Here is a 15865-nt window from a genome sequence, read left to right on the forward strand (position 1 = left end):
CGAAAAGAAAGTACTGTCAATATATTTTTTTAAATTTGTAGCTCAATCAAATAAAAGGCAACTTAAAATGAAAATATAATTTCTTTCAGGCAGAGTAATAAAGACAAGCCCAATAACGGCTTGTTAACTTTTTTCACTTTTTACGAAAGAAATTATGTTGCATATACAAAACATTTCATATTACCATCCCAATAAAGATTTACTTTTTGAGAATATTTCATTCAACGTAAACCAGTTTGAAAAAGTAGCGTTAATCGGTAACAACGGAGTTGGAAAATCAACCTTGCTAAAAATTATTGCAGACAAGCTGCCGGTTTCCACCGGCCAAATCCAGTGTAAATTCCCGGCATATTATATCCCTCAGGTATATGGGCAGTATAATCATCTAACGGTTGCACAGGCAATAAATATTGAGCGAAAATTAAAAGCTTTAAAGGAGGTTTTAAGCGGAAATATAACGGCGGAGAACTATGTTTCGCTTGATGACGACTGGACAATAGAAGACCGCTGCAACCAGGCGCTGGAATACTGGCAGTTAAATAATTTGAATCTGGACCAAAAAATGGAAAGTTTAAGCGGAGGACAAAAAACAAAAGTATTTTTGGCGGGAGTCTCCATTCATCAGCCCGAGCTGGTTTTACTGGATGAACCGAGCAATCATTTGGATATGGCGGGAAGACAGTTGTTATACGACTTTGTTCAATCTGCCAAATGTTCCCTGGTTGTGGTCAGTCACGACCGGAAATTGTTGCAGCTTTTGCACTCAACGTATGAGTTGAGTAAAAATGAAATTGCGGTTTATGGTGGCAATTATGACTTTTATGTGCAGCAAAAGCAGATAGAAAATAATGCTTTAAGCCAGGATATACAAAGTAAAGAGAAGGCACTTCGGAAAGCCAGGGGAAAAGAACGCGAAACAGCGGAGAGACAACAGCGGATGAATGCCCGGGGAAAAAAGAAACAGCTAAAGGCAGGAACGCCTAAAACCATGATGAATAAAATGAAAAACGATTCGGAAAACAGCGCTTCAAAACTAAAAGGTGTTCATGGTGAAAAAATTGGAGGTATTTCACAGGAGTTGCACGAATTACGTTCTCTGTTACCCGACATAGATAAAATGAAATTTGGATTTGACGCTCCCGTCCTGCATAAAGGTAAAATACTGGTCAAAGCAACAAACATCAACTATGGCTACAATGCTGAACTATTGTGGACGGAAAATCTGGATGTACTTATCAAAAGCGGGGAACGTATTGTTTTGCGCGGATTAAACGGTTCGGGAAAAACAACGTTAATCAGGTTGATTTTAGGAAACCTGGAGCCTCAAACCGGAACCATTTATAGGGCGGAGAATCAGTCGGTTTACATCGATCAGGATTATTCATTAATCAATAATGGTCTGACTATTTATGAACAGGCACAATTGTTTAACACCACCGCGTTACAGGAACACGATGTAAAGATACGGCTTAGCCGCTTTCTGTTTTCCAGAGAAGACTGGGATAAACCATGCAGTGTTTTAAGTGGGGGTGAACGTATGCGTTTAATGCTTTGCTGTTTAACCATTCATAATCAATCGCCCGATATTATTGTTTTAGATGAGCCGACAAATAACCTGGATATTCAGAATATAGAAATACTGACCTACGCCATAAACGAATACAAAGGAACTTTAATCGTTGTATCTCATGATGAAAGTTTCCTCGAGCAGATAAAAATAGAACGGTCGATTCAGTTGAAACGCTATAACGAGTAATAATAAAGGAGCGAAAAGAAAAAATCCAGGGGCTTAAGTGACAGAAAATCAAAAGGAGTTTGCTATATTTGTCGCCGAATTAAAAATTGGTTTTTCAATTTTATGTTTAAAATAAATACTATTTTACATACGGATATTGTGAAACAGACAGCCTGATGTAACGGTTGTCAGCTTTCCTATTGGGGAATTCTTCCTCAAGTTATATTTTCCGCCTAATTTATTTTTACAAATCATGCGTCGGGAGCTTTGTTGTTGTATCCTTTGGTATAATGGTTTTATCGTGAATTTTTTGTTTCCCCTGCGCATTAATTAGGCCTTTATAAAACCAGTTTGATTGAAAAATCTTACAAAGAAGAATTTTTAATACGAGAAACATTTATAATGAAATACAAACAAACAAAATACAAGACCACAGTAATATGGAATGTATTACAACAATTACACAAGAGATTAATTTTTGGACTTTTAGTTATTACATTTTTGCTTGCCGGTTGGCATATACAGGCACAAACAAAATGGCCCGGGATAGTAGCGTCAAAAGACGGAGTCCTGATTTCATATGAAGCATACGGAACCGGAGAACCAACACTTGTTTTTGTTCATGGCTGGAGTTGCGATTCACGATATTGGCGCAACCAAATACCTGTCTTTTCTCAAAAATATAAAGTTTTGGTTCTTGATCTTGCCGGGCATGGACATTCCGGTATAGAACGTGACACCTTTTCGATGAAAGCTTTTGGAGAAGATGTAACTTCTGTTGTTGAGGCAACCGGAAGTAGCAATGTTATCCTGATAGGCCATTCCATGGGAGGATCTGTTATTGCTGAAGCTGCATGTTTAATGCCGGAACGTGTAAAAGGACTTATTGGAGTTGATACCTACGAGAATGTTGAATATCCGTTAAGTTCCGAAGAGTTGAACAAGATGTTGGCTCCGTTTCAAAAAGACTTTAAGGCCGGAACGCGTCAGTTTGTCCGAAATATGCTGTTACCCGATACAAATGAGCAATTAAGCGAGTGGATACTTGCAGATATGTCTGCTGCTCCACCATCTACAGCCCTCTGTGCGATGAAAGAACTTATGACGCAAAGTATAACAGGAAAGGCGGCTGGAATATTTGAGGAAATAGCTGTTCCTGTTATAACAGTAAATGGGGATTTATGGCCGATTAACTATGAAGCTAATCGACGACATATGCGCTCTTTTGAAGCCATCGTTGTGCCAGATGCAGACCATTTTCTAATGATGAATCGTCCGGAAGAATTTAATAGCGCACTAAACCGGGCCATTAAGTCGATAATCGGAAATGGACAAAATTATAATAAGGATTAAGCATCGTTCTATATAAACAACGGCAGGTGTGTAGCGTTGTGTTTTATAACAACTAAACGCTATGGAATCTGCCTTTTTTATGTTTTTTGTTTTTTATGATATATTTTGTTGGTTTTTGGGGGACTTCTTTAGAATTCCAGTTTGCTGGTTTTTTAGAGAAGTTTAGATATATATTCGCCATTTTAAAACCAAAGAGATTTAATAAGTTTAAAATAAATTTTTAATACAAAACTTTTGCAAAAAGGCAAATCAGTTGCAAATATTGGTTTAAATATCAAAAATAATACCTTTATAACCGGAGTTACATTTTATGTTTATACATTTATTATCGGCTACTTTATATTTCTTCATGTCAATTTTTATAATTAACTTATGGAAAGAATAATGTTTGTGACTATATAATATGTGTCGTTTGAATAATTCAAAATCACTCCCTCTTACCGATAATTTTTTTCAGTTTAGCAACGATTTGTTATGCGTTGCTGACAGAGGTGGGCATTTTGTCAAAATAAATCCGGAGTGGGAGAGAACTTTAGGATATAAAGCGATAGATATAGAGGGTAAATCATACATTAATTTTGTACATCCCGATGACTTGGAAAAAACGTCGAACACGCTGGAGAAGTTGTTGAAAAAAGGAGAAGAAATAGATTTTGTAAATCGTTACAAACATAAAAATGGTACCTATCGTTGGTTACATTGGCACTCATTTCTTGAAGGAGATTATTTTTATGCCTCTGCAAGAAATATTACAGTGAACAAAGAAAAAGGCGATAGTTTGAGTGATAATGAGGCCGTTTTGCGTTCTACACTTGAAGCAATGAGTGATGGTATACTGATAGTCTCAAACGACGGAAAAGTAATACACTATAATTCACAGTTTAAAAAGATATTTTTAATACCAGAGGAAATACTTTTGGAAAATGATAATAAACTCATTTTCGAAAGTGCAAAAAACAGATTTAACAATCCGGACCAGTTTTTAAAGAAAGTTAAAGAAATATATCAGGGCAACGAGGTAATAAAAGATATTATTGATTTAAAAGACGGGGAAATTATCGAGAGGAGATCGTATCCTGTTTATAAACAGGGTTATAATGCTGGTCGTGTTTGGGTTTTCCGTGATGTGACAGAAAAGAGGAATACCGAAAAAAACATTCTGAAAAGTGAGAAAAAATACAGGATGTTGTTTGAAAATATGACCAGTGCTTTTGCCTTACACAAAATGATTTATGATGAAAAAGGAGACCCTGTTGATTATTCTTATGAAGAGGTTAATCCTCTGTTTGAAAGATATATTAACAGGCCTGCAACTTCTGTAATTGGCAAAACGGCAAAAGAACTATTTCCTAAAATTGAAGATGATTGGATTATTTCTTTTGCTGAAGTTGTAAAAACGGGAAAACCGCTTAACTATATCCGTTATTCAAATGAATTAAACAGGTATCTTGAAACTTTTGTATTCAGAACAGAGCAAAATCATTTTGCATCTATTTTTAATGATGTCACCGAGCGTATTCACAACAAAGAGATTCTGGAAAAATTCAAGGCTTCTATTGATTATTCTCTCGATGCAGTTTTTTGGATCAATGAAGAAAGTGGATTTGACTATGTTAATGATCAGGCATGCAGGATGCTGGGGTATGGGCGAGAAGAATTAATGGGCTTGAAAATTCGTGATATAGATCCTGTGGCCACGGATGAAATTTTTAAAACCATTTGGGAAACGCTGCATCGGAATAAAAAGTTTAAAGCCTTTACCGTTGAGAGCATGCACAAAAGAAAAGACGGTACAACTTTCCCCGTGGAGTTAGACTCTGTTTTTGTTTGGAAAGACAATAAAGGTTTGCTTATATCTTACGCAAAAGACATATCGGAACGAAAAGAATATGAAGAAAATCTTCTAAAGAATCAAAAATTGCTCAATGATTCACAAAAAGCAGGTAGGATAGGAAGCTGGGAGTACAGTATTGAAAAGGACGAATTAGTTTGGAACGACCAGGTTTATGATATTTATGGTATTGATAAATCAATAAAACTAAATTATAAGGTTTTTATTGATTTAATTCATCCTGAAGACAGGGCTTATCTTGAACGAAAATATAAAGAAACGATAGAACAGGGTATATTTTCCGATTATGAATACCGGATTATAAGGCCGGATAAAACGTTGTGTTATGTTAGAACAATAGGAAATATTGAATATAACGAAAATAATAAACCCTACAGGACTTACGGTATAGTGCAGGATATCACCCCGCAAAAGAAGAATGAGGAGAATCTCGAACTGTTTAAATTAATTTCAGATTATTCTACCGAAGGATTATATTGGATCGACCCGGATGCAAATTTTGTTTATGCGAATAATGGCTCCTGCAAAATGCTTGGTTATTCCAAAGAGGAATTTCTTTTGATGAAGGTCTTCGAAATAGATCATCTTTATCCGGAAGAAGAATGGAACAGACATTGGAAAGAATATCGTAATAACAGAAAAGAAAAGATTTTAAAAATAGAAACAGTACATATACGAAAAGACGGTCGTCCGGTGAATGTTGAAGTGGTTACCAGTTTTTTTTCAAATAGCAACAGAGAATTTCAGATAGCTCATGTAAGAGACATTACCGAGCGTAAGGAATACGAGGAAAAAATTCTTGAAAATCAAAAATTGCTAAATGAATCACAGCGCATTGCTAAAATGGGAAGTTGGGAACTTCAATTGGAAAATTCCAGCGTTCACTGGAGCGATTCTATGTATTCATTGCACGGAACAGATAAGCATACCTTTAAGCTTACTCATGAAAATTTTCTAAAGCTGGTTCATCCCGATGACAGACAATCCGTTATCAAAAATATGCAAAGAACATATGAAACAGGAAAGATAGATAACGATGAATACCGGATTATAAGACCTGATGGCAAAGTGAGAACAATGGTGACTTCGGCTGAAGTATTAAAAAATGAAAATAACCAGCCTGTTAAAACAATTGGTGTAGTACAGGATATTACCGAAAGTAAAATAGCAAAAGAAGCCCTTGTTGAAAGTGAAGAAAGAGCCCGTTTATTTGTTGAAAATACTCCTTTGCCTGTAGCTTTGTTCGACACCAATATGTGTTATATAATTGCCAGTAAACAGTGGTACATCACATACAAAGTAAATGACCAGGATATAACCGGCAAGTACCATTACGACTTATTTCCAAAAACTTCAGACAGATGGAAAGATTTACATCGACAGACGCTGCAAGGGAAAGTGATTAAAAACGAAAAAGATAAATTTATCAGACAGGATGGAAGTTTGCAGTGGGTGCGTTACGAGCTGCACCCATGGTACAAACGCAATAAAACCATTGGTGGAATGGTTGCCTTTACCGAAGATATTACTGAAAAAGTAGAAGCTGCCGAAGTGTTAAAGGAAACGGAACTTAAAATGCAGCGGATTTTTGAGTTTGCTCCTGTAAGTATTGGCCTCCTGGATAAGAGGGTGATAATTGATGTTAATTCACAAGTTTGTAACCTGACCTGGTATGAGAAAGAAGAGCTGATAGGAAAAAAGACAGAATTTGTATTTCCATCTAAAAAAGAATATGAAAAGGTTGGAAAAGTAATGTATGAGCAACTGAAGGAGAGCGGTTTCGGAGGGCTTGAATCCAAGTGGAAAAGAAAAGATGGGAAGCTTATAAATGTATACCTGAATTTAACATATCTCAATCCGGAAGATCCTGAAAAAGGAGTACTTTTTACCGCTTTGGATATAACAAAACAAAAAGAAGCAGAAAAACAATTAATAAATGCAAAGGAGCGCGCGGAAGAAAGCGAATTCTTTTTAAAAGAATCACAAAGTACAGGAAATATTGGTTCCTATAAAATGGATTTTAAAACAGGAAAATGGATTTCTACAGAAACGCTGGATAACATATTTGGAATCAGTGAATTGTACAGTAAAAATATAGCTGGTTGGTTAAAAATAGTTCATCCGGATGATAGGAAAAGAATGGATAGCTATTTCCAAAATGAAGTAATCGGCAAGCTTCACCCCTTCAATAAAGAATACCGTATTGTACGAAAAGCGGATAACGAAATAAGGTGGTTACATGGCACAGGTAAGCTATATTTCGACAACGAAGGTAATTTGTCACATATGCAGGGTATAATACAGGATATCACGGAGCGCAAGTTTATTGAAGAAGAGCGCAGGATGATGAATGTCGAGCTTGAAAAAAGGGTAAAGAAACGCACAGCCCAGTTGCATCAGGCGAACAAAGATCTGGAGGCTTTTGCTTACAGTGTTTCTCATGACTTACGGGCACCACTAAGACATATCAACGGATTTATGCACCTGCTGGAAAATGCGATTGGCCCCGCAAATACAAAAGTGCAGTACTATATGGATAAAATATCCTATTCCTCCGGAAACATGTCTTCAATGATTGATGAACTTTTAAAATTCTCCAGATTAGGACGTACGGATTTAAAAACCAGACTGGTTAATTTGACAACTGTTATAAATGAAATTGTTATTCGTTTAAAACCTGACTATAAGGGAAGGAATATACAATGGAATATTAACGAGCTCTCAGAAGTTTATGGAGACCAAGGGCTTTTAGAAATTGCTTTCGAAAATTTAATATCAAATGCTATAAAATATACAGCAAAAAAAGATCAGGCAATTATTGAAATCGGGCAAAAAGAAGACTGCCAGCCCGAAAACGTATGCCTTTTTATTAAAGACAACGGAGCAGGCTTTGATATGGCGTATAAAGACAAACTATATGGTGTTTTCCAACGCTTACACAAAAGCGAGGAGTTTGATGGAATAGGAATCGGATTGGCAAATGCAAAACAAATAATTACAAGACATGGCGGAACAATAGATGCAGAATCGGAAATTGATAAGGGAGCAATTTTTTACATAACACTACCCATACAAAAACAGAAATGAGCAATATAGACAGAATATTATATGCCGAAGACAACAACAACGATATAGAACTTACCTTAACTGCATTCGGGGAATGTAATCTTGCCAACCCGGTGGATGTGGTCAAAGACGGTGCTGAAGCTTTGGATTACTTGTTTTATCGGGGAAAATACAGCCACCGAAATAAAGAAATTCCCCTATTTATACTGCTTGATTTGAAAATGCCAAAACTCGATGGTATTGAGGTGCTTAAGGAAATCAGAAAATCAAAAGAATACAAGAACATACCTGTTATTATTCTTACTTCATCAAAAATGGAATCGGATATTGTTCGGAGCTATGAGCTTGGGGCAAATAGTTTCGTAGTAAAACCTATCGGTTTCAAGGAGTTTGTAGAAACCATAAAAAACCTTGGTTATTTTTGGGCAGTTGTAAATACATCTATAAATTATGAGTAAGCGGATTCTACATATTTTAATGCTCGAAGACAATGAGTTGGATGCGGAGTTAAACCAGGAACAATTAAACCTGTTGGAAGAATACGATTGCTCCGTGAAAGTTATTCAGGATAAAGAAGCGTATATCTCTGAAATCACTTCAGGTTCTTTGCCGGATTTAATACTTTGCGATTATACTCTTCCCATGTTCAATGGTATGGAAGCACTCCATGAATTAAATTCCCGAAAACTGCTTATTCCCTTCATTTTTGTAACCGGTACTTTACAGGAAGAAGTTGCTGCCGATGCGATTAAAGAGGGCGCCTGGGATTATGTTGTAAAAGACCGGTTGTTCCGTCTGCCTCTTGCTGTAAAAGGTGTATTGGCCCTGAAAAAAGAAAGGGACATCGCTTTAAAGGCTGAAAAAAGGACCCAAAAAATAGTAAGGGGAATCGACGAAACATCAATGCTCGTAATTGTAATTGATAAAGACTACAAAATAGACTATGTAAATCAAAACTTTACAAAAGTAAGTGGTTTCCCGTTTAGCGAAGTATCCGGCAAGTCTATTTTTTCTGTTTTTTCTCTTGCCGATCAGGAACTGCTCGATAATATACACGCTATTTTCCAAAAAAGAGAAGCATTTACAGGTGATTTTAAAATCAGAAAGAATGGATCCCATTTTTGGGAACGTTTATCTGTAACACCTATTTTTGATGATAATAATGCGCTTAACAGTTATAATATCATTGCCGATGATATCACAGATCAGAAAAAGCTTGAAAAAGACCTGAGAAAATCGCTTAAAAAATTAAAGACTCTGAATAAAAAGCTTGAGCTGGCGAAAAATAAGGCTGAAGAAAGCGACAATTTGAAAACTGCTTTTCTTGCCAACCTCAGCCATGAAATCAGAACACCAATGAACGGAATTTTGGGATTTGCAGATCTTATAAAACAAGAAAACCTGGCTCCTGATATGATTAGTCAATATATTGATATTATTGAAGAAAGTGGAAAACGAATGCTAAATCTTATTAACGATCTTGTTGATATTTCAAAGATTGAGGCAAATCAGATCGTGGTCAATCCTGAAAAAACGAATCTGAATAAACTAATGGATGAATTATATGACTTCTTTTTTGCTCAGGTAAGCCGGAAGGGAATTACGTTTGTTTGTGAAAAAGGCTTGGACGATTCAGAATCTTATATTTTAATCGACAAATTGAAACTCGAACAAGTACTGTCTAATTTGTTGAATAATGCCTTAAAATTTACAAAAAAAGGGACGATTCTTTTTCAATATAAAAAAGCGGATAACAGACTTGTTTTTAGTGTTAAAGATACCGGTAAAGGTATTGTTCCCGGATTGGAGAAAGTGATTTTTGAACGTTTCCGGCAGGCAGAAATTTCTTATTTAAAAGAAGCAGAGGGACTCGGTTTGGGTTTATCAATATCAAAGTCATTTGTTGAGAAAATGGGCGGCGAAATATGGGTAGACTCGGAATACGGTAGCGGAGCTGAATTCTTTGTCAGCTTACCATTTGTATCAGAAAGAAGTAAAAACAAAAAGAAAATAGTCGACAGGAAAGAGATTTTTGATAAAGAGCTGACAATTCTGATTGCTGAAGATGACGAAATTAATTATTTGTATTTTGAGAATATTTTGAGTACGAATAAAATTAAGTTGTATCATGCAGAAAATGGAAAACAAGCTGTTGATTTATATAAAAAGCATTCTGAAATAGATTTAATACTCATGGATTTAAAAATGCCATTAATGAATGGCATAGATGCAACCACTGAAATTAGAAAAGGGAATCAAAAAGTGCCGATTATTGCCTTAACAGCCTATGTTTCAGATAAAGATAAACAAACTGCGTTGATGGCAGGTTGCAACGACTTTTTAACAAAGCCGGTAAAGAAGGAAGTCTTATGGGAGAAAATCTCAGCCGTTTTTGATAATAATATATAAATATTTGTTTTTAAAAAGGTACTGCAAGCTTACAGTCTCTTTTGTGATAAGCAGATAATTTTAACTGTAAAAATTGAAATAATACCAGCCAAATACATGATTGCGTCTTTAGCCCATTATTTCTTGGTAGTACACGTGAAATGATTCATTCGATACAATCTTTCAGTTCTGCTTTTCCGTTGTTTACGTGAATTACTGCGGGATATTGTCGGAAGTGTTATCTTATTTGTCGTATTTGTAATTGGAATATATCTGTTTGAAGGCCTAATTTTGCCGAGAAGATGAATTTTTTGGGCATTTTAATGTAGCCGGTGAACAAACAAAAATACAAATCCCGCTGTTTTTTAGCGGGGAAAATATTTATATCGATCTGGTCGCTTAAAAAAGAAGTTACTAAAACACAAATACAGAAGAGATGAAAATTATTGATTTGTCAAAACCTATTCAATACAATAAAACTGATCCGTGGTTTATGAAAGTAAAAATTAAACATAAACCCCATCGGAAAGCCAAATGGTTAATTCGTTTTTTAGGCCTGCCGTTTAAATTGTTTCCGAAAAATTTTACCGGCTGGGCCGACGATACCATTAAGAAAATGGGGGTACATTCCACTACCCATATTGATGCTCCGTGGCATTATTCACCTACCATCAATGGCGAAAAGTCAAAAACCATCGATAAAATTCCTCTGGAATTGTGCTTTGCCGAAGGGGTGGTTGTTGACATGAAACACAAATCAGATCTTGACCCGATAACCATAAAAGATATCAAAGCTTTTTTGGAGGAAAATAACATACGCATTTATCCGGGAATGATTGTTTTGATTAAAACCGGCAGAGACAAGTATAACGGAACCAGAGATTTTCCTAAAAAAGGAACAGGTATGAGTGCGGAAGCAACAGAATGGTTAATCGAAAAAGGAGTAAAAGTGATGGGAATCGACTCGTGGGGCTGGGATCTTCCTCTGCCTTACATGGCGCAAAAAGCAAAGGAAACCGGAAATCCGGAGTTGTTTTGGGAGGCCCATCTGGTAGGTCAGCGTAAAGAATACTGGCATATGGAACAATTGGTGAATCTTGACGCACTTCCGTACAGTGGTTTTAAGATAGCTGTTTTTCCGCTCAAAATAGTGGGAGCTTCCGCCGCTCCTGCAAGGGTTGTCGCAATCATTGACTGAGATCATAATTATTTTGGGGCTATTTATGGATTTGATATCTGTTCTGTTTACGTATCTTCCGGTTAAACAACGCGCAATGTTTTAAAAAGTAAACACTCCTCAACTTTTTATATATTTAGCGCGAGAACACGGTTAAATGGTTTAGTGTATGTCTTTAAAAGAGCTCCCCGCACAACCGGAAACTTTGGGAAACGAAAAAAGTGCGTGGCCCAAAGATAAACGGAGAAGTACGGAAAACCAATTTTGAAGTAAAACGGTAATTGGGATATGTCACTAAAAAAAGTAACATGAAAATAAAGGAATACAACATCAATAATTCAAAAATAGCAGAGCTTGTTTCAGAAGAGATAATCATCAGTAGTAGCGACGATGGATTGGAGCTTCTTGGAAACCTGTATTATCAGGGATTTGGTAAAATTATTATCCACGAACAAAATATTGTTCCTGCTTTTTTTGACTTAAAAAATGGCATGGCCGGTGAAATTTTGCAAAAGTTTTCAAATTATCGGGTTCAGTTGGCTGTTGTTGGAGATTTTTCAAAATATACAAAAAAGAGTATTTGTGATTTTATTTACGAAAGTAATAGGAGAAAACAGGTCAATTTTGTTGCTTCTGTAAACGATGTAATAGCAGTATTATAGATTTGTATAGATTATATTGTATTTGTTTATTTTGAACATTTGATAATAAATAATATCGATAATCTCAAAAATATGAGTTTCATCATTTTTATCCGCGAGATTATTATTGTAATTTCAACACTTATTATTTTAACTAAACAGATAAACCCAAAAATGATAGCAATGAAAAGAAAAATTACTCAGTTGGTCTTGGTTGTCTCAGTTTTGTTTTCGGCAATACAAACTTATGCGGCAAAGTCTTCTTCAGATAAGGAAAAAACTTCTGAAAAGGAGCTTTACCTTCCCGCTGAAATAAGTCGTGTTCCTGAGGGAAACGACTTTAACGATAACAACAGTGAGTTTAGTTTTCAACGGATGGTCGAATCAGATAATATAGCGATTTTCTGGCACAAGGAATATGGTGATGATCCGATGGCCAATCCTAATGAAAACAAACGTTTTGATGTTCATTTTGCACTTGAAGAATGTGAACGTTTTTACAATTATTATGTAAATGAACTCAAAATGGTAGAGAAAGGGAATTCTCTTACAGACAAATACAAAATGATTGTAATTGTTTTTGGTGGTGATGGAAATACTGCTTTTGGTGGTGGTCAGGAGGAAAAAATTGGCATGTTGTGGACCCCCGCGTCAAGAATCAGTAAAACACCTTACGGAGCACTGGCGCACGAGTTGGGGCATTCATTTCAATATATGTCAAGCATTGATGCGGGAACAGGTCCGCGCGGTGCTATAATGGAGATGTCGGCGCAATATATGCTCTGGCAGGTATACCCTGAGTGGATGACTTTTGAAAATTACCATTTGGTTGATTTTCTGAAACAGACACACTACGCGTTTTTACATCCGATAAATATGTATCATTCGCCTTATGTACTGGAATACTGGTCGATGAAACATGGTAAAGACTTTTTTGGTAAACTTTGTCGTTCAACCCAGGAAGGTGAAGACCCGGTTAAAACATATAAACGTTTAAATAAACTAACCCAGGAAGAATTTAACGATGAGATGTTTGATGCCTCCAGAAGATTTATTACCTGGGATATGAAACGGATTGATAATGTCGCCCGTCCTTACGCCAATCAGCATAAGAGTATATTAAACAATGCCGGTGATGGCTGGTACCGGATTGCAGCCTCCAATTGTCCGCAAAATTACGGATATAACGGAATAAAACTTAATGTTCCGGAGGCAGGAACAAAAGTGGAGATGCAATTTAAAGGAATTGCCGGAGCAGACGGATACAGTGCCGTAAAAGTGGATAAGGCCGGTTGGCGATATGGATTCCTGGCCTCGCTCACCAACGGAAAAAGAATTTACAGTGAGGCTTATAAAGACCCGAACGGAAAGGTTTCGTTTAAAGTTCCCCAAAATACCGAATATTTGTGGCTGGTGGTAAGCGGAGCCCCGACAGAACATTGGCCAATCGTTATGCGCTGGGGGCGCCAGAATGACGAAAAACCGGAGGAAGAGATGTGGCCTTACCAGATAAAACTAAGCGGAACAACAGTGGACAAAGATTTTATCGAATAAACTGATTCGATGGTTTTTAATAATTAAACAGATGTAGACTTCACTCGGCTTTCCAAGAAGGGTGGAGTCATTTTTTTGTTTATTACCAACAACAGCATAGATGAATGAAAAAACGCAGGGAGCTTTTCGGACGACAGAAAGCCGATAAAAAATACTTTAATCCGAAAAGCAATGCACCTTTATTAGGGGCTCTGTCATTAACGAGTAAAAAAACAATAAGCGATGTTTGGTTAAACCGGGGCGGTAATTTGTTTTTTCCTCATGCGAAAAACAAAGCCTTGAACCTCTAAGCGACGATACGACTCTTAAAAGCGGGAAATTAGTTATGAATTTCGTGGCTCACCTTTCGGGCAACCAGGAAGTTCCTGCCGTGGAAACCAATGCAACTGGAGAAGCTTTTTCCCAGTTGAGTAAAGATGGAATGGAGTTGTCGGCCCTGGTAAATAAGCTGATGGGCGGTAATGCTTATGTTAATGTACATACTGTTGCAACCTCGTTGGGAGAAATCAGGGGGCAGATTAAGTAATAAAGTGGATTTAATTTGAATAGGAATCCCAACAAATTATAAAATGAACCAGCGGCCAGCTGGTTTTTTTGTTTGTGTGATAAATCCACCAAATTTCCAAATGATTTTCTGACGAATAAAACCCTCCTTCAATCATTTACACAATAATGCACTCACTCATTTTACTATCTCCGCTTTAATGTACGATTTTATGCCATTACATAAGTCATAAGTTGACCCAAATGCAGCCACCTCGCGCATGATCGGTAGAGGATATCATGAATCATTTCACCGTTCACCATTTACTTTTTCTCCCCCTCACTATTTAGACCCTTTCCAAACTTTAACTCTTTATTGTTAAATTCGTTCCGTTCGTATAATTTTATTCTCCCGAAACCCGGCCGCACGTGAAAAGGATTCAAAGTGCAGAACTGCCGCCCCCGGTTTTCCAAAACTTAGTAAAAACAACTAAAGGTGAACAATACAACCCGCAAAAGGAAATATTGTACATGTTTGGTGGATATATAAACTAGTTAGCAAACATTTAAATCGACTTATGAAATATTTAATAATACTTATTTTGATGTTGCCAATTACCATCAATCTACATGCTCAGAAATTTAAAAAAATCGAGTATGGGTTATATCTTGGAGCATCATTTTCAGTCCCTTACCAAAAAGACATTGAAAGGACAACCGACTTCGGACAAAATTTCATAATTAAAAGTAATTCGAAAATGGGATACTTTAGTGAATTACTTTTTTTGTACAACTTTACATCTAAAACAGCAATTTGTACGGGATTAAATTTTACTCAATACAAGTTGAATAGTAATTTTCAGTCTGACGGACTTGAAAGAGATGGAACTGTAAATGAATCATACTTAAATATTCCATTTTTAATTCAATATCAATTATTCGAAAAGATACCAATTTCTTTATCTGCAGGACCATATATTGGTATTTTAATAAATGCTAAAGAAAATGGAGTTACAAAATCAGATATTCCAGTGTATGACAAAGACGGTAATCTTGTTGACGGCAATATAAATTATGATTTTGATGTAAAAGAAGCATTTAAAAGTTATGATTTTGGAGTATCGACCAAATTAGGATATGAAATAAAAATTAGTTCTGAAGTCACATGTATATTCTTTTGCAAATTCAATTATGGATTAATTGACGTTCGAAAAGATGAAATTATTGAATGGAAAAATTACTATTTAATGACTGGAATAGGAATTAAAATATAAACAAAAACGTTTGCTAACAATTGTATATGGCAGGCGGGGGTTTTTACGGCCTGACAAGTCAGACCTTGTGCCTTCTGCCCTACCCGTCGGACACGATTTCTTCCAGAAATCCCGCCCGACCACATACAAGTGATCGTCAGACTGTGCAAAAACTAATAGAGTATTCGGGTAGGTACACATAAAAAAATGGAAGAAATGAAATCTCAAAAGGTTAAATTAAGTTTTTACACAGACTCTCGTTAGCACACATTCCCCACATAAGCACATCCAGAATAGAGTTCAAATAAATTACTCTATTCTTTCCGAGCCAATTAACTACTGTTGCTAACGCGTATTTCTCTC

At 36.3% G+C, this 15865-nt stretch carries 11 protein-coding genes; all 11 read left to right on the plus strand.

Annotated features, from left to right (window positions below):
- The first annotated feature begins 154 nt into the window (after positions 1-154).
- The 11 genes from K5G00_RS03230 (at position 155) to K5G00_RS03280 (ending at position 15523) form a co-directional block, all read left to right on the plus strand.
- A complete protein-coding gene (locus tag K5G00_RS03230; protein ID WP_238764272.1) occupies positions 155-1756 on the plus strand; it encodes an ABC-F family ATP-binding cassette domain-containing protein in 1602 nt (533 codons plus the stop codon).
- A 381-nt stretch (positions 1757-2137) separates the two neighbouring features.
- Entirely contained in the window at positions 2138-3088 is a 951-nt protein-coding gene (locus tag K5G00_RS03235; RefSeq protein WP_238764273.1) for an alpha/beta fold hydrolase, read from the plus strand.
- 412 nt (positions 3089-3500) lie between these two features.
- Complete coding sequence (locus tag K5G00_RS03240; RefSeq protein ID WP_238764274.1) at positions 3501-8027, plus strand: PAS domain S-box protein; 4527 nt, start codon at positions 3501-3503, stop codon at positions 8025-8027.
- A complete protein-coding gene (locus K5G00_RS03245; RefSeq protein ID WP_238764275.1) occupies positions 8024-8464 on the plus strand; it encodes a response regulator in 441 nt (146 codons plus the stop codon). Before K5G00_RS03240 ends, K5G00_RS03245 begins: the two co-directional genes overlap by 4 nt.
- Positions 8457-10415, plus strand: a complete 1959-nt coding sequence (locus K5G00_RS03250) for a hybrid sensor histidine kinase/response regulator (protein WP_238764277.1) — start codon at positions 8457-8459, stop codon at positions 10413-10415. The genes K5G00_RS03245 and K5G00_RS03250 overlap by 8 nt, the downstream gene beginning before the upstream one ends.
- Positions 10416-10830: 415 nt before the next feature.
- Complete coding sequence (locus tag K5G00_RS03255; protein ID WP_238764279.1) at positions 10831-11592, plus strand: cyclase family protein; 762 nt, start codon at positions 10831-10833, stop codon at positions 11590-11592.
- Between the two features lie 287 nt (positions 11593-11879).
- Complete coding sequence (locus K5G00_RS03260) at positions 11880-12233, plus strand: DUF4180 domain-containing protein (RefSeq protein WP_238764281.1); 354 nt, start codon at positions 11880-11882, stop codon at positions 12231-12233.
- A 162-nt stretch (positions 12234-12395) separates the two neighbouring features.
- Positions 12396-13766, plus strand: a complete 1371-nt coding sequence (locus K5G00_RS03265) for a DUF6055 domain-containing protein (protein ID WP_238764282.1) — start codon at positions 12396-12398, stop codon at positions 13764-13766.
- Between the two features lie 104 nt (positions 13767-13870).
- The gene (locus K5G00_RS03270) at positions 13871-14056 is read left to right on the plus strand and encodes a hypothetical protein (protein WP_238764283.1); all 186 of its coding nucleotides are present in this window, start codon (positions 13871-13873) and stop codon (positions 14054-14056) included.
- 35 nt (positions 14057-14091) lie between these two features.
- Positions 14092-14292, plus strand: coding sequence for a CHRD domain-containing protein (locus K5G00_RS03275; protein ID WP_238764284.1), 201 nt, complete (start codon positions 14092-14094; stop codon positions 14290-14292).
- A gap of 535 nt (positions 14293-14827) precedes the next feature.
- On the plus strand, positions 14828-15523 hold the full coding sequence (locus K5G00_RS03280; protein ID WP_238764285.1) for a porin family protein: 696 nt from the start codon (positions 14828-14830) through the stop codon (positions 15521-15523).
- The last annotated feature ends 342 nt before the right edge of the window (positions 15524-15865 follow it).

The organism is Maribellus maritimus (assembly GCF_022267315.1).
Classification (GTDB): domain Bacteria; phylum Bacteroidota; class Bacteroidia; order Bacteroidales; family Prolixibacteraceae; genus Draconibacterium; species Draconibacterium maritimum.